The following is a 21,527-nucleotide window of genomic DNA, read 5'->3' as shown; positions in this document are numbered from 1 at the left end:
TACTCTATCGATAACAGTTCTCATTAACGACAGGAGCATCCGTGAAGGTCCGCAACTCCCTCAGGTCGATGAAGGCACAGCCCGGATCGCAGGTCGTCCGCCGCCGGGGCCGCGTCTTCGTGATCAACAAGCTGAACCCGCGCTTCAAGGCCCGTCAGGGCTGAGCGCCGACCGGAGGGTGCGAGCCCTCCCGTCGCGCACGGCCTCAGTGCTCGTCGTAGTGGCCGGAGTGAGCGGCGTGCTTGTGGCCGTCGTGGACGAAGTCCACGTGGTCGTCGTGCTGCACGGTCTCGTGCCCGCAGGCGTCGCCGTGCTCGTGGTCGGCGGTCGAGTGCTCGGCCTCCGACTCGTGCTCGTCGTAGTGGTCGCCGTGCAGGGCGTGGTGGTGCGTGCCGTGGACGTAGTCGACGTGGTCCTCGTGCTGCACGGCCGGGTGGCCGCAGCCCTCGCCGTGCTCGTGCTCGGTGACGGGGTGCTCGGCGTGGAGATCGGTGGTGCTCATTGTGCTGCCTTTCCGGATGCGGGGGCCGCGGACGCGACGGGCTCCAGTCGACCAGATCCATAAACGCATTGCAATGGATGCGCCTAATCGAGAGCGATCATCGTTCCCGACAGGGACGGAGGTCACCCCTCCAGGGCGTGCCGGACAGCGTCGTCGACGATGTGCGTGACGTGGGTGTCGGCGACGGAGTAGTGCGCCTCGCGGCCCACGCGCTCGACCGCGACCAGCCCGGCGGTGCGGAGCATCCGAAGGTGCTGCGAGACCAGCGGCTGCGAGAGCCCGGTCACCTCGGCCAGCCGCCCGACCGTCGACGTCTCCTCGGCGAGGGCCCGGAGCAGGCGCAGCCGGGAGGAGGAGGACAGCACCTTGAAGAGCTCGGCGGCGGGTTCGAGGTCCTCGGTCATCTGCTCATGTAAGCAGAGGTGCATGCGCCGTGTCCGCGCGGCGCCCCGCGCGCCTCCGGCTACCCTCGGTGCGATGGACGAGGACAGGTACGGGCAGGACGTGCTCGCCGGCGACTGGCGCGCCCGCGGCAGGGTCGAGGTGGCGGTGGTCGAGGCCGAGCGCGATCTGGTGGTCGAGGAGGTCGCCTCCGGCTTCGTGGGTGCCGTGCTCGGCGTGGAGCTGCGGATGGTGCGGCTGGAGGACCGGTTCGGCAAGGTCCGCGTGTTCCCGCTGGGGCCCGGGTTCCTCCTCGAGGGGAAGCCCGTGTCGCTGAAGGCGCCCGGGCTGAAGCGCGACGCCGGCCTCGGTCGCGCGCGCTCCGCCTCCGGCTCCTTCCACGTCGCCGACGCGAAGGCGCGGGTCGCCCTGCCCAGCCGCATCTACGTCGAGGGCCGGCACGACGCCGAGCTGGTCGAGAAGGTCTGGGGCCACGACCTGCGGGTCGAGGGCGTCGTCGTCGAGTACATCGAGGGCGTCGACAACCTCGACGAGCTGGTGCGAGAGTTCCGGCCCGGTCCGGGCCGCCGCATCGGCGTGCTCGTCGACCACCTGGTGCGCGGCTCGAAGGAGTCGCGGATCGCCGAGCAGGTCGCCGCCGGTCCGCACGGCGCCCACGTCCTCGTCGTCGGCCACCCCTACATCGACGTCTGGCAGGCCGTGAAGCCCGGCCGGATCGGCCTGGAGCGCTGGCCCGAGATCCCTCGCGGAACCGAGTGGAAGCACGGGATCTGCGAGGCGCTCGGCTGGCCGCACGAGGAGCAGGCCGACATCGCGCGCGCCTGGCAGCGCATCCTCGGCCGGGTGCGGACCTTCCAGGACCTGGAGCCGGCGCTGCTGGGCCGGGTCGAGCAGCTCATCGACTTCGTGACGGAGCCCGCATGACCCGGCACGCGGGGCTCGGCCTCGCCCTCGACGCCGTGCTCGTCCTGGTCTTCGTGCTGATCGGCCGCGGGAGCCACGACGAGGGGTCGGCGCTGATCGGCCTGCTCACCACGCTCTGGCCGTTCCTGGCGGCGCTCCTGCTCGGCTGGGTCGTCACGCGCTCGTGGCGCTTTCCGGACCGGATCGTGCCCGCCGGGCTCGTCGTCTGGGGGGTGACCGTCGCGGGCGGGATGCTCCTGCGGATCGCCTCCGGGCAGGGCGTGCAGTGGAGCTTCGTGATCGTGACGGCCGTCGTGCTGGCCGTGTTCCTCCTCGGCCGCCGCGCTCTGACGCGGCTGATCGCCCGCCGGCGCTAGGCGGACCGGCGGCTCAGCCCACCCGCACCCCGAAGTGCTCCGCGAACAGCGGCAGCAGGAGGCTGAGCTGCAGCTCGGAGAGGGTGGCGCCGCGGAGGCCGTCCAGCCCGGTGAGCACGTGCAGCTCGGCGCCGCGCAGATCGAGGTGCTCGATCCGGGCCCGGGAGAGATCGAGGGAGCGGACGTCGCAGTCGACCAGGCGCAGCCGCGTGCCGGTGGCACCCGCCAGGTCGAGCTCGTCGATCGTGCAGCGCTCGAGCAGCACGTCGCGCACCGCGGCGCCGCGGAGGTTCAGGTAGCCGAGCTTGCAGTCGGCCACGCGCACCTGCTCCCAGGTGCTCTCGTAGAGCTCGGCCGAGCCCAGCCGCGAGGCGAGCAGCTCGACGGATCGGAGCCGGCTCCGCGGCGCCGAGAGCCCGGGGACGTCCAGCCGCTCGAGCCGCGACTCCGCGATCGACGCGGCCCGCAGCAGGGCGCCGTCCAGGACCACTCCCTCCAGCGCGCACTCGCTGAAGGAGGCCGCGGTGAGATCGGCGCCGGTGAGGTCGGTGCCGGCGAAGCGCAGCCCTTCGGCGTGCTCCCGGGCGCCCGTGTCCCCGGCATACCCCTCGGCGAGGCCGTCGAGGAGGAGGGGGTCGAGCCGGGGAGGAGCGGTCGCGTCGCGCACGCGGCGAGCCTAGTGCTGGCACCATGGCGGCATGCCCCGCCTGCTCGCCGTGTGCCGCGTCGCCCGCCTCCTGCCCGACTCCGGCACGGTCGGCGTGACCGCGATCGACAAGCGGCCGGTCGAGGGTCCCGTCGGAGTGCGCGACCTGGGCCTCTACGGCGACGTGCAGGCCGATCGCGCGCACCACGGCGGCCTCGACAAGGCGCTCTACGCCTACTCCGACGAGGACGCGCTCTGGTGGGCGGAGCGCCTGGGGCGGCCGGTTGCCGCGGGGATGTTCGGCGAGAACCTGCGGATCGCGGGCCTCGACGTGAGCGGAGCCGCGATCGGCGAGCGCTGGCGGATCGGCGAGGCGGTCGAGGTCGAGGTGACGATGCCGCGGACGCCGTGCGCGACGTTCCAGCGGGCCCTCGGAGAGCCGCAGTGGGTGAAGCGCTTCGCCGACGAGGGGCGCACCGGCGCGTACCTGCGGGTGCTGCACCGCGGATCGGTGGAGGCGGGCGACGCCGTCGAGGTCGTGAGCCGGCCCGGGCACGGCGTCCCGGTCGACCGCTGGTACCGCGAGCACAGCCCGGCGGACGCGCAGGCGCTCCTCGAGGCGGAGGAGGCGGGCGCGTTCCGGCCGGCTCCGGCGCTGCGGGCGTCGATCGAGCGGGCGCTCGCCTGACCCGGTCTACTCCCCGCGCGCCTCACGCTTGAGGCGGCGCTTGACCGCTCGCTCCGTGAGCACCGTCAGGTAGTCCTGCACGGGCCGGTCCTGCAGGTCCGCGAGCTCCTCGCGCACGAGCGGCGCGACCTGCTCCTCGGAGTGGTCGGGGAACTTCTTGCGCACGTTCGCGGTCACGTCGCGCACCACCTGGTCGAGATCGAAGTCGGTCGTCATGCGGAGATCCTGGCCCCTCCAGGTGAACAGGAGGGGCGCGGAGCCCACGGCCCCGCGCCCCTCCTCCGTGCCGATGGTCAGCTCGCGGCGACGGCGATCTCGTTCGGCGTGACGTCGAGCTCGCCCGTGGCGACGACCTCTCCCGTGGTGAGGTCGACGGCGTGGATGCTGTCGGCGGCCGGGTCGGTCACGTAGGCGATGTCTCCGGCGACCGTGATCGCGGGGTGCGGGTCCTGCCACTCGACCGGGCTCTCCCAGGCGTCGACGACGGGGTAGGAGGCGGTCAGCTCGCCGGTCCCGGGGTCGAGGACGTGGATCGCGCCGTCCGAGGCGATCATGTACGCCAGGTCGTCGGGGCCGCGGGCGACGCCGCGGAAGGTGTACTCGACGCCCTCGGGCAGGTCGACGACGTCGAGGGTCTTCGCCTCGGTGTCGATCAGCGCCACGCGGTGCAGGAGGTAGCCCTCGGCGTCGCGGTCGTCCTTGTAGTCGCCGACGATGATCGGGCTGGTCTCGCTGACCCAGGCGTTGCCCATGCGGCCGTACGGCTGGTCCGGCGCCTCGAGCTTCGTGATCTCGCCGCCGTCGTAGACCAGGGCGCCGTTCTCGCAGCCGAAGACGACGACCTCGTTCTCGGCCGTGCCCTCTCCGTGGACACCGGGGCACTGGTCGTTCGTGGCCGTCACGGCGCCGGAGGCGTCGCGCACCTCGATGCCCTTGCGCCCGTCGGCGTCACCGACCGTGGTGAGGAAGGTGCCGTCCTCGAGGACGATCGAGACGCCGTGGTGCGCCTCGACGCCCGGGATGGTCTCGGTCTCGGGCATCCCGTCCGAGGACGCCAGGTCGGCGGTCTCGAGGACGGTCGTGTCGCTCGTGCCGTCGGCGTAGAGGACGGTCTTCCCGGCGTGCCGGACGACGTGGCCCGGGGTGTCCGCGGGGAAGACGATGTCCGTCAGCTCCGGCTCGCCGCTGGTGCCGGCGGCGGTGTCGAGGAGCTGGAACCCCTCGCTCATGGTGACCATGACGTGGCGGTCGTCGCCGGCGGGGTTGAGGCGGGTGAACTCCTCGGAGTCCATGTCCGCGACGGTCTCGAGGGTCTCGCCGTCGAGGACGAGGATGCCGCCCTCGTAGGCGACGGCGACGCGGGCGCCGGCGGCCGCCGCGGCCTCGGTGGCCGGTGCGGTGGACGCCGAGGACTCGGCGGCCGGGGTCGAGCTCGACGAGCAGGCCGCGAGGACCGTGATCGAGCAGGCGGCGATCAGGCCGAGGCCCGCCCGCCGGACGTGGGGATTCTGCATGGGTGCTTCTTCTTCCTGGTGGTGGATCGGAGGGCTCACGGGGAGAGCCCGGTGGCGATGCGCTGTGTGTTGACGCGCATCATGGCGAGGTAGTCGGGAGCGCCGCCCTCGGGCGCCGTCAGGGACTCCGTGAACAGCTCGACCACCTCCACGCGGATGTCGGCCTCGCTCGCGAGCGCCTGGACCAGGCGGTCGGGAGACGAGGACTCCGCGAAGATCGTGGGGACGCCGGTCTGCTCGACCGCGTCGACGAGATCGGCGAGGTCGGAGGCGGACGGCGCCGCGAGGGTCGTGCCTCCGGGGATGACGGCGCCGACGACGTCGAAGTCGAAGCGGTCGGCGAGGTACCCGAAGACGTGGTGGTTGGTGACGAGGGCGCGGCGCTCGGCGGGGATCGCGGCGAACGCCGCGGCCATCTCGGAGTCGAGCCGCTCGAGCTCGGCGCGGTAGCCGGCCGTCCGGTCCCGGACGGCGGCCGGATCGACGCCGTCGAGCGCGGCGAGCACGGGCCCGAGGGAGTCGACGACGTCGATCATCCGGCCGGGGTCCGTCCAGAAGTGCGAGTCCGGGCTCCCCTCCGCGTCGCCCTCGCTGTAGTCGAGGACGTCGACGGCGTCGCCGGCGACGAACGCGGGGACGTCCTCACCGGAGGCCTCGTCGAGGTGCTGCTGCAGGCCCTCCTCGAGTCCGAGCCCGTTCGAGACGACGAGGTCGGCGGAGCGCAGGCGCGCCGCCTCCTGCGCCGAGATCTCGAAGGAGTGCGGGTCGGCGTCGGGCTTCATCAGCGTGACGACCTGCGCCTCGTCGCCGACGAGCTCGCCCACGACGTCGCCGAGGATGTTGGTGGAGACGATGACGAGGGGCCTCTCGTCCTCCTCCGCGGACGTGCAGCCCGACAGGAACAGGACCGCCGCGGCGGAGGCGAGGGCCCAGCCGCGCCTCATCGGCCCGTCTCCGCCATGAAGGCCGGCTCGGTGGCGGTCTCGAAGGTGCGGGCGAGGCGCGCGCCGTCCGCGTAGTCGATCTCGTGCAGCTTCCGCTCGGCGGGCGCGCTGAGGTAGGCCCGCTGCTGGTCGGCGATCAGGACGGGCCGCGAGCCGTCCGCGGTCGTGTCCGCGACGAGGGGCGCGGTCTCGGCGAGGACCGCGCCGTCGGAGCCGTCGAGCACCAGCACGCGGCCGTCGGCGGCGAGGGCGAGGACGGTCTCGTCCGCGTCGTCCACCGCGGTGACCTGCGCCAGCGGGGCGGGAGAGGGGAGGAGGCTCCAGGAGCGCTCCCGGGTGTCGAGGAGCCAGATGCCCGCGTCCCCGGCGAGGCCGGCGACCGTGGGGCGGCCCTCACGGTTGTCGAAGGAGGCGGCGGGTGGCGCGGTGGTGCCGGCGGGGTAGGGGATCCGCTCGACGATGAGCTCCTCGTCCTCGATCGACGCCAGGAGTGCGCCGTCGGAGCAGCCGATGACGGCGCCGACGCGGGTGGTGATCGTCCCGGCGGGGTCGGGGCAGGCCTCGCGGAGGCCCGTCGGCTCGCCGTCCGAGTCGTAGCCGGCGACGGCCGCTCCGGATCCGGACCCCTCGGTCACCAGTGCGGACGAGCCGACGGGCACGACCATCCCGGGTCCGGGCTCGACGTCCTTCCGGAACCGCTCGACGATCGCGCCCTTCGACAGCGCCTCGGTGTCGAGGAGGACCGCCTCGCCGGTGTCGGGGAAGAAGAGTCCGGTTCCGCCGGTGGTCGAGAGGTTCGTCGTGGCGACGACGGCCGTCCCGGAGCCCTCGACCGTGCCGATCAGGCGGGGGTCCGCGCGGTAGTAGTGGAAGTGGTCGACGTGGTCCCAGGTCCACACGCCGCTGTCGACGATCTCGACGCCCGCATCGGTCTGGGCGAAGAGGTAGCGGCCGTCGGTCGTCATCGCGCTGGGTGCGCCGATGGTGCCGAGGCCGGTGACCGTCTCGTCGAGGAGGTCGAGGTGCGACACGGCGCCCGACGGGTCGATCGACGTCAGCCCCAGGCGCGGCTCGGCGAGCTCGGCGGCATTCGCGACGGCGCCGTGGCCGGAACCCGTGTCGTCCGCGGCCGGCGCGGAGGCATCGGTCGAGCAGGCGGCCAGGCCCAGCGCGAGAGCGCCCAGGAGGACGGTGGAGGCGGTGGTTCGGGAGTGCACGGAGTCCTTTCGAGGGTGAGCGGGGGAGGAGCGGTGCCGGCAGGGCCTCATGCGGCGACCGGCTGAGGGCCCGACCGGGACGCGAGGGCCGACGCGGCCGAGCGGACCGCCCAGGACACCGCGGCGACCGCGATGGCCGTGCCGGCGACCGAGGCGCCCGCCGCCGTGGCCGCGTGCCAGGAGACGAGCAGGCCGACGAGCACGGAGGCCGCGCCGAGGATCGACGCGAGCAGCATCCGGGTCGGGATGCGCGTGGTCCAGTGACCGGCGGCCACCGCGGGAGCCAGCAGGAGCCCGACGACGAGGAGCGAGCCGACCGCCTGGTAGGAGGCGACGACGGCGAGAGTCACCAGGCCGACCAGCGCGGCCTGAGCCGAGCGCGGACCGAGGCCGAGCACCGCGGCGATGCGCGGATCCAGCGCCAGGGCGACGAGCGGGCGGTGGAAGGCCGCTGCGACGAGGAGGCCGACTCCGGCGGCGGCGGCGAGCAGCCCGATGTCGACGGGAGTGATCGCGAGGATGTCGCCGAAGAGGATCGAGGTCGCGTCCGTGGCGAAGCTGCCCGAGTGCGAGATCACGATGACCCCCAGCGCCAGCATGGCGACGAAGAGCAGGCCGATGCTGGTGTCGTAGGACAGTCGTCCGCGCCGCTGCAGGGCCGCGATGCCGAGGCTCATCAGCACCGCGCTGGCTGCGCCGCCCACGAGGACGGGCGCGCCGAGCACCGTCGCGAGGGCGACGCCGGGGAGCATCCCGTGGGCGAGCGCCTCGCCGAGGAAGGCCATCCCGCGGAGGACCACCCAGGTGCCGACGACGCCGCAGAGGACCGCGACGAGGACGCCGCCGAGGAGGGCGCGCTGGAGGAAGTCGAGAGCGAACGGCTCGAGGATTCCGGCGAGGAGGCTGGGCATGGTGCCCGACCGTACACGATAATGAGAACAGTTATCACACCTGTACGCTCGTCGGGATGGACGTCTCACCCCTGCCCGAGCCCCCGGTCCGCCTCCGAGGCGCTCACGTCGACTTCGGCTCCCGCCGCGCTCTCGCGGGGGTCGATCTCGACGTCGCCGCGCGCTCGCTGACCGTGATCGCCGGGCCGAACGGCGCCGGCAAGTCGACGCTCCTGGAGGTGATCGCGGGAGTGCGTCCACTGACGTCCGGCACGCGGGACGTCACCGGAGCGATCGCCTTCGTGCCGCAGCGGGCGTCGATCCCGGACCTCCTCCCGGTGACGGTGCGCGACGTGGTCGCGGTGGGCACCTGGGGCCGGCTCGGCCGCCTCCGCCGCAGCGACGCGCGCGCGGCGGACGCGATCGCCACCGCGCTCGAGCGGATGGAGATCGCCGCGCTCGCCCGGGAGCCCTTCGCGGTGCTCTCCGGCGGTCAGCGGCAGCGGGCGCTCCTCGCCCAGGGGCTCGCCCGCGGGGCCGGCCTGCTGCTCCTGGACGAGCCCACCACCGGCCTCGACTCGGCGAGCGCGGAGCGGATCCGGTCGGTCCTGCGCGCGGAGGCGGACCGCGGCGCGACCGTGGTCTGCGTCTCGCACGACCCCTCCGTGCTGGCCGATGCCGACCGCGTCGTCGGACTCGTCGACGGGGCCCTCGCTCCGGCGGACCGATCCGTCACCCGCGGCCCGTGAGGCCGGGGGCGCACGGGCCGTCCGTGACGGATCGCACCTGAGCGACGGGCCGCGGGCTGGGAGGATGGGGGGATGACCTCGACGCTGCTCGACCGGATGCCGACGCCCGACGCGGACGGGCGCGTCGACGACGACGCGGTCTACCTGGCCTTCACCGAGTGGGCGGAGTCGCGCGGCCTCCCGCTCTACCCGGCGCAGGACGAGTCCATGCTCGAGATCGCCTCCGGCTCCAACCTGATCCTCTCGACGCCCACCGGCACCGGGAAGTCGCTCGTCGCGATCGGCGCGCACGCCGCGGCGCTCGCCTCCGGACGCCGCAGCTTCTACACGGCGCCGATCAAGGCGCTCGTCTCCGAGAAGTTCTTCGCGCTGGTCGACGTCTTCGGCGCCTCCAACGTCGGGATGGTCACCGGCGACTCCTCGGTGAACGCCGACGCGCCGATCATCTGCTGCACGGCCGAGATCCTCGCGAACCTCGCGCTCCGGCACGGCGAGGACACCCCGGTCGACCAGGTCGTGATGGACGAGTTCCACTTCTACGCGGACCCGGCGCGCGGCTGGGCGTGGCAGGTGCCGCTGCTCACCCTCCCGCACGTGCAGTTCGTGCTGATGTCGGCCACCCTCGGCGACGTGACGGCGCTCGCCGCCGACCTCAGCCGCCGTACGGGCCGGGAGACCGCCCGGGTCACCGGCGTGGAGCGCCCGGTGCCGCTGCACTACTTCTACGAGATCGCGCCGATCCACGACTCCATCGAGGAGCTGCTCTCGACGAACCAGTCGCCGGTCTACGTCGTGCACTTCTCGCAGGCGGCCGCTCTCGAGCGTGCGCAGGCGCTCACCAGCGCGAACATCGCCACCCGCGAGCACCGCGACCGCATCGCCGAGGTGATCGGCGGCTTCCGCTTCACCACCGCGTTCGGCAAGACCCTCTCCCGGCTGCTCCGGCTGGGGATCGGCGTGCACCACGCGGGCATGCTGCCGAAGTACCGCCGCCTGGTCGAGCAGCTCGCACAGCAGGGCATGCTGCGCGTGATCTGCGGCACGGACACCCTCGGCGTCGGCATCAACGTCCCGATCCGCACCGTGCTGCTCACCGCGCTGACCAAGTACGACGGCACCCGGACCCGCCAGCTCTCGGCCCGCGAGTTCCACCAGATCGCCGGCCGCGCCGGTCGCGCGGGGTACGACACCGCCGGGACCGTGGTCGTGCAGGCCCCCGAGCACGAGTCCGAGAACCGGAAGGCTCTCGACAAGATGGGCGACGACCCGAAGAAGCGGAGGAAGTGGGTCGCCAAGCGCGCGCCGCAGGGCTTCGTCAGCTGGGGCGAGCCGAGCTTCCGCAAGCTCGTCGACGCTGAGCCCGAGACGCTGACCTCGCACATGACGATCACCTCGGCGATGCTGCTGAACGTGATCGCCCGCGGCGGCGACGCCTACGCGAACGTGCACGCCCTGATCTTCGACAACCACGAGCCGTGGAAGCGGCAGCTGCAGCTCGCCCGCCGGGCGCTCGGTATCTACCGGACGCTGCGGGAGGCAGGAGTGGTCGAGCAGAGCGTCGGCGCCGACGGCGTGACCCGCATCCGCCTGACCGTCGATCTGCAGCCGAACTTCGCGCTCAACCAGCCGCTCTCGCCGTTCGCGCTGGCCGTGTTCGACGTTCTCGACCCGGAGTCTCCGAGCTTCGCGCTCGACGTGATCTCGGTGCTCGAGGCGACCCTCGACGACCCGCGCCCGATCCTAGGGGCCCAGCAGTTCCAGGCCCGCGGCGAGGCCGTCGCCGCGATGAAGGCCGAGGGGATCGAGTACGAGGAGCGGATGGAGCTGCTCGAGTCCGTCACGCACCCCAAGCCGCTCGAGGAGCTCCTCGAGGCGACCTTCGAGACCTACACCGCGGCGCAGCCGTGGGTGAAGGACTTCGAGCTCTCGCCGAAGTCGGTCGTGCGCGACATGTACGAGCGGGCGATGTCCTTCGGCGAGTACACCGCCTTCTACAAGCTCTCCCGCTCGGAGGGACTGGTGCTGCGCTACCTGTCCGACGCGTTCCGCGCGGCCCGGCAGACCATCCCCGACGAGCTGAAGAACGAGGAGCTGCACGACCTGATCGAGTGGCTGGGCGAGCTCGTGCGCCAGGTCGACTCCTCGCTGGTCGACGAGTGGGAGGAGCTGGTCAATCCGGCGCTCCACGCGGCGGACCAGGCGATCGTGCCGCCCGCTCCGCGCCGCCTCACCGCGAACCACCGCGCCTTCCGCGTGCTGGTGCGCAACGAGATGTTCCGCCGGGTGACCCTCGCCGCCCTCGACGACCACGAGGCGCTCGGCGAGCTCGACGCCGCCGCCGGCTTCGACGCCGACGCGTGGGGCGCCGCGCTGGACGACTACTACGACGAGCACGACAGCATCGGCATCGGGCCCGACGCCCGGGGGCCGAAGATGCTGCTCGTCACGGAGGAGCCGACGCAGTGGCTCGTGCGGCAGATCCTCGACGATCCGGCCGGCGACCACGACTGGGGGATCTCGGCGACCGTCGACCTCGCCGAGTCGGACGAGCAGGGTGCGGCCGTCGTCCGCGTCACCTCGGTCGGCCGCCTGGACTGATCAGCGGCCGCGCTTCTCCCGGCGCTGCATCTCGGCGGCGATGTCAGCCTCGGTGATCTCCTTGCGGGCGGGACCCCAGATCGACGCGGCCTGGCCGACGACGCCGATCCCGATCCCGATCATCGGCCAGATCGGCCAGAAGTAGCCGTCGGCCCCTGTGCCGACCCAGACGGCGGTCGTGATCGCCGAGACGCTCGCCCATCCGCCGAGCGATCCCAGGAAGTCGCGGCGCCGCTTGACCTCGCGCACGGCGAGCGCGCGCTCGGCGTCCTCGACGCGGGCGGTCTCCACCTCCTCGCCGGAGGCGGCCGCCGGGACGACCTCCGCGGACCGGTCTCGCCGGGCGGACGGATCCGGAGTTCCCCACTCGTTCGTCATGCGGCCAGCCTACGCACGGGCCGTCGGCAGCGGTACGCGGGCTTGAGGCGGCGGTACGCGGGCTCAGGGGGCGGCCGCCTGCTCCGGCTGGCAGTGCGGGCACCACCAGGTGCGGCGCTGCTCGGGGTCGTCGCGGACCTCGTCGCGGACGAGCACCGTCGTGCCGCAGCGCAGGCACGGGCGCCCGGCGCGCCCCGCGACCCAGTGCCGCTCGCCGCGGCGGGTGTCACCGGTGGTGGTCTGGAACATCCCCGGGATCGTGACGGAGGCGCGGAGGCCTCTCGCCGCGGTCGCCACGAGGGCGCGGACGTCGAGGGAGCCGATCGGCCGCCAGGGCCAGACCCCGCGGAGGAAGCAGACCTCGTTGGCCCAGAGGTTGCCGAGACCCGCGAGGCAGCGCTGGTCGAGGAGTGCGGCGACGACGGGCCGGTCCGGGAGGCGGGAGAGGCGCCGGACGGCCTCGTCGGCGTCCCAGTCCGCGCGGAGCGGGTCGGGCCCGAGGTGCCCGACGGCGCGCGGCTCGTCGCGGGTGGCGAGGAGCTCGACGACCGGGAGGTCGATGCCCCACAGGGTCGAGCCGTCGTCGAGGCGGAGGCGGACACGGACGTCCTTCTGCACCGAGCGGGGGACCGCTCGGCCGGGAGCGGTCACGGTCCAGGAGCCCTGCATCCGCAGGTGGGTGTGCAGGGTCGTTCCGCCGGAGAAGCGGGTGAGGAGGTGCTTGCCGTGGGTGTCGTGCTCGAGGATCCTCAGCCCGGCGAGGGAGGTGCCGGCCGCGTCCCCGGAGCGCAGCTCGCCCTCGAGGACGGTGCGGCCGTCCGCCGCCCGCCTGAGGCGGGCGGCGAGACGGTGCACACTGTCTCCCTCGGGCATCCCCGAACTCTAGGAGCCGGAGCTCGCCGAGATCAGGGGTCGCGCGGGATCAGGCGCCGCGATACGCCTGCTTGTAGACGCGCTCGGTGCCGTCGGGCGCGGTGACCTCGATGGTCGCCGTGCCGGCCTTGATGGGCGTGAAGACGGTCACGGTCTTGACCGTGAACGACTGGCCGGGCTTGACCGTCTTCTTCGTCTTGCTGCCGTACGCCGTCGTGATCTCGATCGAGACCGTCTCGTCGCCGTTGTTCACCGCCGACACCGTCAGCGTCCGCACGACGGCGAGGCGCTTGGTGGAGGCGGTGGTCGCGACGTCGATGACCGTGACGGGCTCGGGCTCCGGGTCCGTCCGGGTCTCGGGCAGGTCGAGGCCGACGACGACCGGGTCGTGGTCGCTGGAGCGGTACGCCGAGGTGTCGTAGAAGATCGTCGCGTTGTAGTCGTAGCGGCTGTACTCCAGTGCCACGGACTCGCCGCTGTTGATGTTCCAGGTGTCGACCCCGGTGACCGTCCTGTCGGCCGCGGGCGAGGCGAAGACGTGGTCCAGCGAGCCGACCGCGCCGTCGAACGAGTACGAGTACTTGCCGTCCTTCGCACCCTGGTCGATGTAGCCGGCGTCGGTGATCACCTTCACCGGGTCCTCCTTCGAGTAGGCGTTGAAGTCGCCCAGCAGGTAGACGAGCTCGGTGGCCTTCTCGGTGCGGAGGCGGTCGGCGAAGGCGACGAGGGCGGTCGCCTGCTTCACGCGCGAGGCGTTCGAGGCGCCCTGGCCGTCGCCCTGGTCGGCGTCGGCGCCGGATCCGGAGCCCTTCGACTTGAAGTGGTTCACGATCGCGACGAACTCGCTGGCGCTGTCGCCGAGGAGGCGGAACTCCTGGGCGAGGGGCTTGCGGGCGTTCGAGAAGTTCACCGTGTCGTTGAGCACGACGGACTCGCCGACCGGCTCGATGACTGCCTTCTTGTAGATGAAGGCGGTGCGGATGACGTCCTCGTCCGCGAGCGCGGGGAGCGCTGCGGGGGAGGGTACGTAGGCCCAGACCTCGGAGCCGGCCGCCGTGTTCAGCGCGGCGGTCAGGTTGGCGAGGGCCTCGTCGCGCGGCTTGCCGAACTTGGCCGAGTTCTCGATCTCCTCGAGCGAGACGACGCCCGCGCCGAGGGTGTTGATCGCGGTCACGATCTTGGCCTGCTGGCGCTCGAGGTCATCGGCGTTCGCCGCTCCGCGGGCGTCGCAGCCGCTGTTGACCGTGACGGGGTCGCCGTCGCGGTCGGTGTAGAAGGTGCAGCCGGTGATCGAGTCGCCGGTGGTGGAGAAGTAGTTGAGCACGTTGAAGGACGCGATCGAGAGGTCGCCGCCGACGGCCTCGGGCTTCGCGGTCCGGGTGTTCGCGAAGGTCGCGGGCTGCACGTCGCCGGCGTTCTCGACGGTCAGCTGCGTGGTGGGCTGGAAGGCCCAGCCGCCGTTGCGGTAGTCGAGGACGACGGGGCGGGTGAAGGTCGCCGGAGCACCCACGCGGATCGGCGCGGTGGTGGTGAGGTAGGGCAGCGGGATCGCCTTGTTCGCGGCGGCGCCGAGGAAGTTGATCGAGGCGCCGTCGTCGAGGGTGATCGCGCGGGCGGCGTTGTCGGCGACGACGGCCGCGAGCTCCGGCGAGCCGGGGCGGGCGACCTCGGTCGGCGTGAGCAGCGGGGACGTGCCGGCGGCGAGGCCGACCGAGCCGAAGCTGTTCAGGTCGAAGGTGTCGGTGACCGTGTAGGCGCCCTGCGGAGCGATCAGCATGCTCTCGAGCACCTCGCGCTCGGCGGCGGTGCGGGGGAGCGCGACAGCGGCCGGGACCGGCGCTGCGGCGGCGTCGTCGAGCTTCACGACGGTCGCGGCCGAGGTCGGGGTGAGCTCGGTCAGGCCGTTGTACTCGCTCACCACGCCGGTGATGCGCAGGTGGTCGCCGATCGCGACCGACCCGACGGAGGCGGAGGAGAAGACGAAGACGGCGTCGGAGGCCGTGCGCGAGCTCTCGCCGCCGGTGCCGGGGGTCTGGATGACGTAGCCGTTGTAGCCGCCGGACGGGTAGCGCGCGGTGACGACGCCGGAGGTGGTGACGGTGCTGCCGACGAGCGGCGACGCGTCGCCGGTGCCCTGGATCTCCGCGATGGAGACGGCCGGGATCTCGGCCGGCGGGGTGGTCGGGGGAGTGGTCGGCGGGGTGGTCGTCGGCGGCGTCGTGGGCTCGGGCTCGGATCCTCCGCCCGCGGCCTGCGGGGTCGGTGCGCCGAGCGCGAAGTCGGCCGAGTTGACGTCGGTGTCGCCGGTGGCGGTGTCTGCGCGGGCGATCGTCTGGGTGAGCGAGGGGACCGTGGCGACGGACGACTCGAAGGTGTTCGAGGTGCCGTAGCCGACGAGGTCGATCACCGCGTCCGGCTGGGCGGCGGCGCCGGTGGGCGGCGCCACGAGCGCCGAGGTCCCGTCGACGAGGAAGAGGGTGCCGCCCGCGGCGGCCATGTTGAGGCCGTTCGCGCTCTGGTCGGGCGTCGGCAGGGCCGCGCCGTTGGTGCCGTTGCTGGCGCCGGCGAGCAGGAAGTGGCCGCCGGCGGGCACCGAGCCGGTGAGCGGCACGGTCGTGGTGGGGTTCGCGGTGCCGGTCGCCGAGCGGTACTGGATCGAGAGGCCGCCGAGGGCGATCTCGGCGGCGGTGGGGTTGTAGAGCTCCACGTAGCGGTTGCTGAACGCGGCACCGGCGGAGCCTCCGCGGGCGAAGACCTCGCTGATGACGAGCTCGTCGCCCGAGGGCGCGGCCGCGGCGGAGGTCGCGACCAGCGGAGCGGCCGCCAGGGCCAGTCCGGTCAGGGCCGCCAGGCCGAGCCCGCGCCTCCGGCGGCGGTCGGGCGGGGTGGGAGAGTCGGGCATGGTGGTCCTCTCGATCGCCGCTCGGAAGAGCGGTCGCAGCGTCGTCGCCGCGCGGCGCGGCCAGCGCACCCCCGGAAGGGGCACGCATGGCCACGCTATGCAGTGCGGGTGCCCGGCCTGTGAACCGGACGTTTCATGAACGTAAACTCATCCACCGACATCGGGGCGCGCGGGTGCCGCTCGCGGCGCGTTCGCGGCTTCGCGGGACACACTCGTCGGATGATCTCCTTCGAGCTGGCCCGTGCCCTGCGCACGGCGGGCGTGCGCTGGACGCCCCGCACCGGTGACCGCTTCCGCATCGAGCGGGAGGGCTTCGACGGCGACGTCTTCACCGTCAGCGACATGACCATCGAGGCGCACGAGTACCCGAGCGGGACCGTCCTCGGCTTCAACGGCACCACGGAATGGGCGCTCGACTCCGTCTCTCTGGAGGACTCGCTCTGGCTGCCGCGGGAGGACCAGCTGCGCGAGCTCCTCCGCGGGACCTTCCGCTCCCTCCGTCGCCTCGCGGAGCCGGAGGCGCGGTTCGCCGTCGAGGTCGAGCTCGGCGGGCGGGCGCGGACCTTCGAGGACGCGGCGGCCGAGAACGCCTACGCGGAGGCGCTGCTCGCGCTGGTCAGCTCGGTCGCGGTCGACCTCGACGACGTGGACGAGCTGGACGCGGCCGACGAGCCCGACCGGGCGGCCGAGCGGGCCTGAGGCTCCGTCCGACCCCGACCCTCCGCATCCGGCGGGGCTAGGACGCCGCCTTCTCCGCCGCCGCGGTCTTCTTCGGGGTCCGCTTCTTCGCAGGCGCGTCGGCGCCCTTCTCCGTGTCGGCCTTCTTCGCCGCGGGCTTCTTCTTCGCGGCGGTCGTCGCCGGAGCCTTCGCCGCCTTCTTCGGGGCGGGCTTCGTCGCGGCCTTCTTCTCGGCGGGAGCCTCCTCCGCCGGCGCGCCCTTCGCCCCGCGGCTGCGCTCGACCGAGCGCTTGAGGGCCTCCATCAGGTCGAGCACCTCGCCGCCGCCCTCCTCCTCCGGCGCCTCGCCGAAGGTCGCGGCGGTGTCGAGGGCGTCGCCCTGCTCGATCTTGGCGTCGATCAGCGTGCGCAGCTCCTCCTGGTACGCGTCGTGGAACTTCGCGGCGTCGAAGTCCTCGGAGTAGGAGTCGACCAGGTGCGCCGACATCTCGAGCTCGCGCGCCGCGATCCGAGTGGTGCCCTCCAGCGACGGGAACTCGACCTCCCGCACCTCGTCCGCCCAGAGCAGGGTCTGCAGCATCAGGAGCTTGCCGCGCACGCGCAGCGCGGCGAGGCGGGTCTTCTGCCGCAGCGCGAACTCGACGATCGCGGTGCGGTCCGTCTGCTCGAGGGTGCGGCGCAGCAGGACGTAGGCCTTGGGGGAGGAGGAGTCGGGCTCCAGGATGTAGGCGCGGTCGAACATGATCGGGTCGACCTGCTCGCTGGGCACGAACTGCACGACGTCGATCTCGCGGTCGCGCTCCTCCGGCAGCGCCTTGAGCTCGTCCTTGGACAGGACCACGGTGCGCTCGCCGTCGTCGTAGGCCTTGTCGATGTGGTCGAAGGTGACGACCTCGCCGCAGATCTCGCACTTGCGCTGATACCGGATCCGTCCGCCGTCCTTGTCGTGGACCTGGTGCAGCGGGATGTCGTGGTCCTCGGTCGCGCTGTAGATCTTCACCGGCACGTTGACCAGGCCGAAGGTTATCGCGCCCTTCCAGATGGCTCGCATGCGCCCAGTGAACACCGTGTCCCCCGGCCGCCGGAAGCCCTGTCGGACGTGAGGGAGCCCCCGACCGTCGAAGGGACCCGCCGCAGCGGGCGGTCTCGACGGTCCGGGGTCCCCCCAGGGCGGAACGACGGAGCCGCCCGGTCGTCGCGGAGCGACGGCCGGACGGCTCCGGGGCGGTGGCGGCTAGCCGCGCTCGGCGCGCCGGCGGCGCAGCGCGGCGAGCAGGAGCCCGCCGACGCCGCCGGCGATCAGCAGTCCGCCGAGGCCCAGCGGCAGGCCGACGTCGGCGCCCGTCGAGGCCAGGGGCGGGCGGCCGCCGGGGTGCGGCGCCACGGCGGTCGGCGTGCTGCTCGGAGTGGGAGCCGCCGTCGGCGCGGTGGTGGGCGCGGTCGTCGGGGCGACGGTCGGCTGCGCGGTCGGAGCGACGGTCGGCTCGGCGGTCGGGGCCACGGTGGGCTCCGGCGTCGGAGTCGGCGTGGTCGGGTCCTTCTCGGCGTCGATCGCGGAGGTGTCCGCGGCGAACGAGGCGGTCACGAAGGCGATGGCCTTCGACGTGATGCCGAGCGCCTCCTGGTTGATGTTGTCGATGTCGTCGGCGGCGGAGTGGTAGTTCGGGTCGTGCGTGATGCCGGCGGTGCCGCCGAACAGCGCGACCTCCTCCTCCGTCTTGACGTCGTCGGCGCCGGTGAAGACGCCCGAGGACGGGATGCCGACCGAGATGAAGCCGTCGTAGTCGCTGCGGCCGTCGAACGCGGTGTCGATCCAGGGCTGGTCGATCGAGTCGAAGTAGTCGGTGAACGCCTTCTCGGTCGCGATCGAGCCGGCGGGCACGTCCACGGGGGCCTCGTAGGTGGACTGGTCCGCGTCGTAGACGGAGATCACGTAGTTCGGCGAGGCGACCATGTCGAAGTTCATGTAGGTCGCGATCTTCGAGGCGTCCTCCTCCGTCAGGGAGTCGACGTAGGTGTAGGAGCCGACCAGGCCCACCTCCTCGGCGCCCCACCAGGCGAAGCGGACCGCGTTGGTCGTGTCGCCCGCGGCGGCCAGCTGCACGGCCGTCTCGAGCAGCGTCGCGGATCCGGAGCCGTTGTCGTTGATGCCGGGGCCGGCGGGCACGCTGTCGAGGTGCGCGCCGAGCATGACCACGTTGTCGTGGTCGCCGCCCGGGGTCTCCGTGACGATGTTGAAGGTCTCCACCTCGGTCGTCGTCTGGTCGATGAGGACCGAGACGCTCGCGGGGAGTGACGCCAGCAGCGCCTGACCCTCGGCCTGCGTGACGCCGACGCCGGGGACGGCGGCCGCGTCCTGTCCGCCGAACGTCCCGTTGAGGGCGTCGCTCGGCGCGTTGTCGTAGATGATGATCGCGGCGGCGCCGGCGGCACCGGCGGCGACCGACTTCTCGAGGAAGCTGCAGGAGCCGCGGCTGACGAGCGCGACCTTCCCGGTGGCGTCGAGGCCGGTCCAGGCGTCCGTGGTGCAGCCGAGCGGATCGACGGGGGCGATGAGCTCGCCGGTCACGCCGCCCTCGGGCGTCGACGGAGTGAACTCCATCGGCGTGCCGACGGCGCCGGTGCCGGTGGTCAGCGTGAACGCGTCGATCGTCTGCGTCGCGGTGGTGAAGTCCTGGCGCTGCGTCGTGTAGCCGGCGTCCGCGAGGACCTTCTCGACGTACGCGCCGCTCAGCTCGTAGCCCGGAGTGCCGATCGCGCGGGTGCCGCCGTTGGCGTCCGCGATCGCCTGGAGCGCCTCCAGGTGGGTCATGATGCCGTCGACCGTGACGGTGTCGGCGAAGTCGACCGGCTCGACGGCGCTCGCCGTCGGCGCGAAGGCGAAGCCGGCGACGAGGGCGCCCGCTCCGATCATCGCGCTCGAGCCGATCAGCGAGCGGCGTCGGCGGCCGCTCGGGGTGTTCGTGGTGGTTCGCGCCACTGGGGCTCCCTCTCCTCGAGAACGGGCCGCCGCGTCGGCGGCCCCGACGCCCACCTCCCGAAGACTGGGAGGGGATCGCGTCCTCTGCGAGGGTATTCACAGGAAACGGTGCGGCCCAGTCCCCCCTGCCAGATTTCATCCGCACGAAACACGGACCGGGTCGGCGAGCGGATCAGGCCGTCGCCGGGCTCTCGGCCCACTCGCGGAGCATCGCGAGCGTCTCCTCCGGACGGTCGCGGTGGGGGCTGTGACCTGCGCCGGCCACGACCGCGTACCGGATGCGCGGATTCGCGCGCAGCACCAGGGCGGCGAGGGAGGGAGGGAGCAGCGTCTCGACCTGCGGATCGCCGGCCAGCACGAGGACCGGCGGGCGGAGGCCCGGCAGGTCCGCCAGCAGGTCCCACGGATCGTTGTCGTCGATCGTCGCCGCCACCGCGGACGGGTCGGCGTCCCGCACCGCGGCGAGCTTCTCGGCCCGGTCCCGCTCGTCCCAGAGCGGCTGCGCGACAGCGAGCTCCTCGGCCGAGACCGCGAGACCGGCGAGCTCGCCCGCGCGGACGGCGGCCCGCTGCTCCGGGGCGAGCCGGAGCACCGGGTCCAGCAGCGCCAGGCGCCCCGCCCAACCGGACTCGCGGGCGGCGGCGCGCACCGCGACCGCTCCGCCGAGCGAGTGCCCGACGACGAGGTCGAACGGTCCCCGCGCGAGGGCGTCGTCGGCGTAGGCGTCGTGGCGGGCGGAGCCGCCGCGCGGCCCGTCGCCGTGTCCGCGCAGGTCGGGAGCGGAGACGCTCCAGCCCGCCGCGGTCAGCTCGCGGCTCAGCCGCCACCAGGTGCGGCCCGAGCCGCCCAGGCCGTGCAGGAGCAGGACCCTGCCCGCCGTCATCGCCGGAGCCTCAGTCGAAGCGCGGGTCGCGGCCGGTGCGCTCACCGGTCGCGAGCCCGGCGATCGCGGCGAGGTCCTCGTCGTCGAGGGCGAAGCCGAAGACGTCCAGGTTCTCGCGGATCCGCTCCGGCGTCACCGACTTCGGGATCACGACGACGCCGAGCTGCACGTGCCAGCGCAGCACCGCCTGCGCCGGCGAGACGCCGTGCTTCGCGGCGACGCGGGCCAGGGCAGGCTCGTCGAGGAGGCGCCCGCGTGCCAGCGGCGACCAGGCCTCGGTGACGATCCCGTGGGCGGTGTCGAAGGCGCGCAGCTCCTCCTGGGGCAGCCGCGGGTGCAGCTCGACCTGGTTGATCGCGGGCACCACTCCCGTCTCGTCGAGCAGGCGCTGCACGTGCTCCTCGGCGAAGTTCGAGACGCCGATCGAGCGGGCCCGCCCCTCGCTCTGCAGGCGCTCGAGGGCACGGTAGGTGTCGACGTAGCGGTCGCGCGAGGGGATCGGCCAGTGCACGAGGTAGAGGTCGACGTAGTCGGTGCCGAGCAGCTCGAGGCTCCGGTCGAAGGCGGCGAGGGTCTCGTCGAAGCCGTGGTCGTCGTTCCAGACCTTGGTCGTCACGAAGACCTGCTCGCGGGGGAGGCCGCTCGCGCGGATCCCCTCGCCGACTCCGCGCTCGTTGCCGTAGAGGGTGGCGGTGTCGACGTGCCGGTAGCCGGCCTCCAGGGCGACGGCGACCGTGCGGGCCGCCTCCTCGTCGCCGATCTTGTAGACGCCGAGCCCGAGCTGGGGGATCGCGCGGCCGTCGTTGAGGGGGATCAGGGGGACGCTCATGCCTCCCATGCTGGCACGCGCCTCAGACGCTCCAGTCGAGCTCGCCGTGCGGTCCCACGTGCACGTCGTCCTCGATCAGCGCCGCGAGACCGGCCACCCCGAAGAGGAGGCGTCGCTCGGCGCGCTCCGCGTCGCTGCGCTCGTCGATGCCGCGCGCGGCGAAGTGCACGTCGTGGCCCGCCTGCAGGCCCTCGACGCCGAGCCGGCCGCGGAGCGCGCGCACGGGGCGCCGGCCGATGCCGAGTCCGCGCCAGAGGGAGCCCGTCTCGAGGACCACCGCCGTCTCGGAGGCGACGACCCCGTGCTGCTCGCGGTGCGCGGTGAGCTGCCACCCGTAGCCGAGGTGGTGCAGGCGGGTCGAGTGCGGGCCGCGCCAGGCGTGCGAGGACTCCTCGCGGCGGAAGTAGACGGGACTCGGGCGGAAGGACCCCTGCCAGAGCGCGGCGGCGAGCTCCGTGCACCACTCCGGGGTCTCCGGATCGGACCAGGGGTCGAGGAGGTCGGTCCGGGCGGCGGCGCGCCGGTGCTCTCGCACCAGCTCCTCCGCGTCCTCCCGCAGTCCCATGCCGTCCCC

Annotated in this window: 23 protein-coding genes; 7 read left to right on the top strand and 16 right to left on the bottom strand. The window is 73.1% G+C overall.

Annotated features, from left to right (window positions below; all coding sequences use genetic code 11):
- Nucleotides 1-41 precede the first annotated feature (41 nt).
- On the top strand, nt 42-164 hold the full coding sequence (gene ykgO, locus C5D36_RS07160) for a type B 50S ribosomal protein L36 (RefSeq protein WP_104226896.1): 123 nt from the start codon (nt 42-44) through the stop codon (nt 162-164).
- Nucleotides 165-205: 41 nt separating this feature from the next.
- On the opposite strand, the gene C5D36_RS17120 is transcribed toward ykgO, so the two are convergent.
- Together C5D36_RS17120 and C5D36_RS07150 are read right to left on the bottom strand one after the other, a co-directional pair.
- Nucleotides 206-502, bottom strand: coding sequence for a hypothetical protein (locus tag C5D36_RS17120; RefSeq protein ID WP_104257641.1), 297 nt, complete (start codon nt 500-502; stop codon nt 206-208).
- A gap of 122 nt (nt 503-624) precedes the next feature.
- Nucleotides 625-906 carry a helix-turn-helix transcriptional regulator gene (locus C5D36_RS07150; RefSeq protein WP_104222235.1) on the bottom strand — a complete coding sequence of 94 codons (282 nt, stop codon included), beginning with the start codon at nt 904-906 and terminating at the stop codon, nt 625-627.
- Between the two features lie 73 nt (nt 907-979).
- On the opposite strand from C5D36_RS07150, the gene C5D36_RS07145 reads away from it, so the two are divergent.
- Nucleotides 980-1,828, top strand: a complete 849-nt coding sequence (locus tag C5D36_RS07145; RefSeq protein WP_104226898.1) for a DUF3097 domain-containing protein — start codon at nt 980-982, stop codon at nt 1,826-1,828.
- On the top strand, nt 1,825-2,184 hold the full coding sequence (locus C5D36_RS07140; RefSeq protein WP_104295516.1) for a DUF3054 domain-containing protein: 360 nt from the start codon (nt 1,825-1,827) through the stop codon (nt 2,182-2,184). Before C5D36_RS07145 ends, C5D36_RS07140 begins: the two co-directional genes overlap by 4 nt.
- Before the next feature lie 13 nt (nt 2,185-2,197).
- Here the strand turns inward: C5D36_RS07140 and C5D36_RS07135 are convergent, their stop codons facing one another.
- The gene (locus C5D36_RS07135; RefSeq protein WP_104257643.1) at nt 2,198-2,851 is read right to left on the bottom strand and encodes a pentapeptide repeat-containing protein; all 654 of its coding nucleotides are present in this window, start codon (nt 2,849-2,851) and stop codon (nt 2,198-2,200) included.
- A gap of 31 nt (nt 2,852-2,882) precedes the next feature.
- Between C5D36_RS07135 and C5D36_RS07130 the strand changes: the two genes are divergently transcribed.
- A complete protein-coding gene (locus C5D36_RS07130; RefSeq protein ID WP_104257644.1) occupies nt 2,883-3,518 on the top strand; it encodes an MOSC domain-containing protein in 636 nt (211 codons plus the stop codon).
- A gap of 6 nt (nt 3,519-3,524) precedes the next feature.
- On the opposite strand, the gene C5D36_RS07125 is transcribed toward C5D36_RS07130, so the two are convergent.
- From C5D36_RS07125 to aztB, 5 genes are all read right to left on the bottom strand, one after another.
- On the bottom strand, nt 3,525-3,734 hold the full coding sequence (locus C5D36_RS07125; protein ID WP_104262881.1) for a three-helix bundle dimerization domain-containing protein: 210 nt from the start codon (nt 3,732-3,734) through the stop codon (nt 3,525-3,527).
- 77 nt (nt 3,735-3,811) lie between these two features.
- Nucleotides 3,812-5,032: a zinc metallochaperone AztD gene (gene aztD / locus C5D36_RS07120; RefSeq protein WP_104295515.1), complete on the bottom strand. Its 1,221-nt coding sequence runs from the start codon at nt 5,030-5,032 to the stop codon at nt 3,812-3,814.
- 35 nt (nt 5,033-5,067) lie between these two features.
- A complete protein-coding gene (aztC, locus tag C5D36_RS07115; protein ID WP_104295514.1) occupies nt 5,068-5,976 on the bottom strand; it encodes a zinc ABC transporter substrate-binding protein AztC in 909 nt (302 codons plus the stop codon).
- The gene (locus C5D36_RS07110) at nt 5,973-7,193 is read right to left on the bottom strand and encodes an ABC transporter (protein WP_104292291.1); all 1,221 of its coding nucleotides are present in this window, start codon (nt 7,191-7,193) and stop codon (nt 5,973-5,975) included. The genes aztC and C5D36_RS07110 overlap by 4 nt, the downstream gene beginning before the upstream one ends.
- A gap of 47 nt (nt 7,194-7,240) precedes the next feature.
- Nucleotides 7,241-8,104 (bottom strand): zinc ABC transporter permease AztB, encoded by an 864-nt coding sequence (aztB, locus tag C5D36_RS07105; RefSeq protein WP_104283876.1) that lies wholly within the window; start codon nt 8,102-8,104, stop codon nt 7,241-7,243.
- Between the two features lie 56 nt (nt 8,105-8,160).
- Here aztB and aztA point away from each other — a divergent pair, with 56 nt between their 5' ends.
- Both aztA and C5D36_RS07095 read left to right on the top strand, forming a co-directional pair.
- Entirely contained in the window at nt 8,161-8,832 is a 672-nt protein-coding gene (aztA, locus tag C5D36_RS07100) for a zinc ABC transporter ATP-binding protein AztA (RefSeq protein ID WP_104295513.1), read from the top strand.
- 72 nt (nt 8,833-8,904) lie between these two features.
- Nucleotides 8,905-11,430: an RNA helicase gene (locus C5D36_RS07095; protein ID WP_104247346.1), complete on the top strand. Its 2,526-nt coding sequence runs from the start codon at nt 8,905-8,907 to the stop codon at nt 11,428-11,430.
- Here the strand turns inward: C5D36_RS07095 and C5D36_RS07090 are convergent, their stop codons facing one another.
- From C5D36_RS07090 to C5D36_RS07080, 3 genes are all read right to left on the bottom strand, one after another.
- On the bottom strand, nt 11,431-11,808 hold the full coding sequence (locus C5D36_RS07090; RefSeq protein ID WP_104272851.1) for a 2TM domain-containing protein: 378 nt from the start codon (nt 11,806-11,808) through the stop codon (nt 11,431-11,433).
- Between the two features lie 63 nt (nt 11,809-11,871).
- On the bottom strand, nt 11,872-12,681 hold the full coding sequence (locus C5D36_RS07085) for a DNA-formamidopyrimidine glycosylase family protein (RefSeq protein WP_104295512.1): 810 nt from the start codon (nt 12,679-12,681) through the stop codon (nt 11,872-11,874).
- 49 nt (nt 12,682-12,730) lie between these two features.
- The gene (locus tag C5D36_RS07080; RefSeq protein ID WP_104295511.1) at nt 12,731-15,583 is read right to left on the bottom strand and encodes an ExeM/NucH family extracellular endonuclease; all 2,853 of its coding nucleotides are present in this window, start codon (nt 15,581-15,583) and stop codon (nt 12,731-12,733) included.
- A gap of 219 nt (nt 15,584-15,802) precedes the next feature.
- Between C5D36_RS07080 and C5D36_RS07075 the strand changes: the two genes are divergently transcribed.
- Nucleotides 15,803-16,282: a pilus assembly protein CpaE gene (locus C5D36_RS07075; RefSeq protein ID WP_244230665.1), complete on the top strand. Its 480-nt coding sequence runs from the start codon at nt 15,803-15,805 to the stop codon at nt 16,280-16,282.
- A 37-nt stretch (nt 16,283-16,319) separates the two neighbouring features.
- On the opposite strand, the gene C5D36_RS07070 is transcribed toward C5D36_RS07075, so the two are convergent.
- From C5D36_RS07070 to C5D36_RS07050, 5 genes are all read right to left on the bottom strand, one after another.
- Nucleotides 16,320-17,312: a Ku protein gene (locus tag C5D36_RS07070; RefSeq protein WP_104295510.1), complete on the bottom strand. Its 993-nt coding sequence runs from the start codon at nt 17,310-17,312 to the stop codon at nt 16,320-16,322.
- A gap of 183 nt (nt 17,313-17,495) precedes the next feature.
- Complete coding sequence (locus tag C5D36_RS07065; protein WP_104295509.1) at nt 17,496-19,241, bottom strand: M28 family peptidase; 1,746 nt, start codon at nt 19,239-19,241, stop codon at nt 17,496-17,498.
- Nucleotides 19,242-19,413: 172 nt separating this feature from the next.
- The gene (locus C5D36_RS07060; RefSeq protein ID WP_146078986.1) at nt 19,414-20,124 is read right to left on the bottom strand and encodes an alpha/beta fold hydrolase; all 711 of its coding nucleotides are present in this window, start codon (nt 20,122-20,124) and stop codon (nt 19,414-19,416) included.
- Nucleotides 20,125-20,134: 10 nt separating this feature from the next.
- Nucleotides 20,135-20,953 carry an aldo/keto reductase gene (locus C5D36_RS07055; protein ID WP_104226933.1) on the bottom strand — a complete coding sequence of 273 codons (819 nt, stop codon included), beginning with the start codon at nt 20,951-20,953 and terminating at the stop codon, nt 20,135-20,137.
- A 22-nt stretch (nt 20,954-20,975) separates the two neighbouring features.
- Nucleotides 20,976-21,518 (bottom strand): hypothetical protein, encoded by a 543-nt coding sequence (locus C5D36_RS07050; protein WP_104233702.1) that lies wholly within the window; start codon nt 21,516-21,518, stop codon nt 20,976-20,978.
- Nucleotides 21,519-21,527: the final 9 nt, after the last annotated feature.

Origin of the sequence: Rathayibacter sp. AY1C6, assembly GCF_002931535.1 — a bacterium.
GTDB lineage: Bacteria > Actinomycetota > Actinomycetes > Actinomycetales > Microbacteriaceae > Rathayibacter.
This window is presented reverse-complemented; position numbering and strand designations above follow the sequence as displayed.

What these genes read in the sequence shown, in the direction of transcription:
- C5D36_RS07125 (WP_104262881.1), bottom strand. Translation starts at nt 3,734, where the DNA reads ATGACGACCGACTTCGATCTCGACCAGGTGGTGCGCGACGTGACCGCG.
- aztC (WP_104295514.1), bottom strand. Translation starts at nt 5,976, where the DNA reads ATGAGGCGCGGCTGGGCCCTCGCCTCCGCCGCGGCGGTCCTGTTCCTG.
- C5D36_RS07095 (WP_104247346.1), top strand. Translation starts at nt 8,905, where the DNA reads ATGACCTCGACGCTGCTCGACCGGATGCCGACGCCCGACGCGGACGGG.
- C5D36_RS17120 (WP_104257641.1), bottom strand. Translation starts at nt 502, where the DNA reads ATGAGCACCACCGATCTCCACGCCGAGCACCCCGTCACCGAGCACGAG.
- C5D36_RS07150 (WP_104222235.1), bottom strand. Translation starts at nt 906, where the DNA reads ATGACCGAGGACCTCGAACCCGCCGCCGAGCTCTTCAAGGTGCTGTCC.
- C5D36_RS07060 (WP_146078986.1), bottom strand. Translation starts at nt 20,124, where the DNA reads ATGACGGCGGGCAGGGTCCTGCTCCTGCACGGCCTGGGCGGCTCGGGC.
- C5D36_RS07085 (WP_104295512.1), bottom strand. Translation starts at nt 12,681, where the DNA reads ATGCCCGAGGGAGACAGTGTGCACCGTCTCGCCGCCCGCCTCAGGCGG.
- C5D36_RS07050 (WP_104233702.1), bottom strand. Translation starts at nt 21,518, where the DNA reads ATGGGACTGCGGGAGGACGCGGAGGAGCTGGTGCGAGAGCACCGGCGC.
- C5D36_RS07055 (WP_104226933.1), bottom strand. Translation starts at nt 20,953, where the DNA reads ATGAGCGTCCCCCTGATCCCCCTCAACGACGGCCGCGCGATCCCCCAG.
- C5D36_RS07080 (WP_104295511.1), bottom strand. Translation starts at nt 15,583, where the DNA reads ATGCCCGACTCTCCCACCCCGCCCGACCGCCGCCGGAGGCGCGGGCTC.
- aztD (WP_104295515.1), bottom strand. Translation starts at nt 5,032, where the DNA reads ATGCAGAATCCCCACGTCCGGCGGGCGGGCCTCGGCCTGATCGCCGCC.
- aztB (WP_104283876.1), bottom strand. Translation starts at nt 8,104, where the DNA reads ATGCCCAGCCTCCTCGCCGGAATCCTCGAGCCGTTCGCTCTCGACTTC.
- C5D36_RS07145 (WP_104226898.1), top strand. Translation starts at nt 980, where the DNA reads ATGGACGAGGACAGGTACGGGCAGGACGTGCTCGCCGGCGACTGGCGC.
- C5D36_RS07090 (WP_104272851.1), bottom strand. Translation starts at nt 11,808, where the DNA reads ATGACGAACGAGTGGGGAACTCCGGATCCGTCCGCCCGGCGAGACCGG.
- aztA (WP_104295513.1), top strand. Translation starts at nt 8,161, where the DNA reads ATGGACGTCTCACCCCTGCCCGAGCCCCCGGTCCGCCTCCGAGGCGCT.
- C5D36_RS07140 (WP_104295516.1), top strand. Translation starts at nt 1,825, where the DNA reads ATGACCCGGCACGCGGGGCTCGGCCTCGCCCTCGACGCCGTGCTCGTC.
- C5D36_RS07130 (WP_104257644.1), top strand. Translation starts at nt 2,883, where the DNA reads ATGCCCCGCCTGCTCGCCGTGTGCCGCGTCGCCCGCCTCCTGCCCGAC.
- C5D36_RS07070 (WP_104295510.1), bottom strand. Translation starts at nt 17,312, where the DNA reads ATGCGAGCCATCTGGAAGGGCGCGATAACCTTCGGCCTGGTCAACGTG.
- C5D36_RS07075 (WP_244230665.1), top strand. Translation starts at nt 15,803, where the DNA reads ATGATCTCCTTCGAGCTGGCCCGTGCCCTGCGCACGGCGGGCGTGCGC.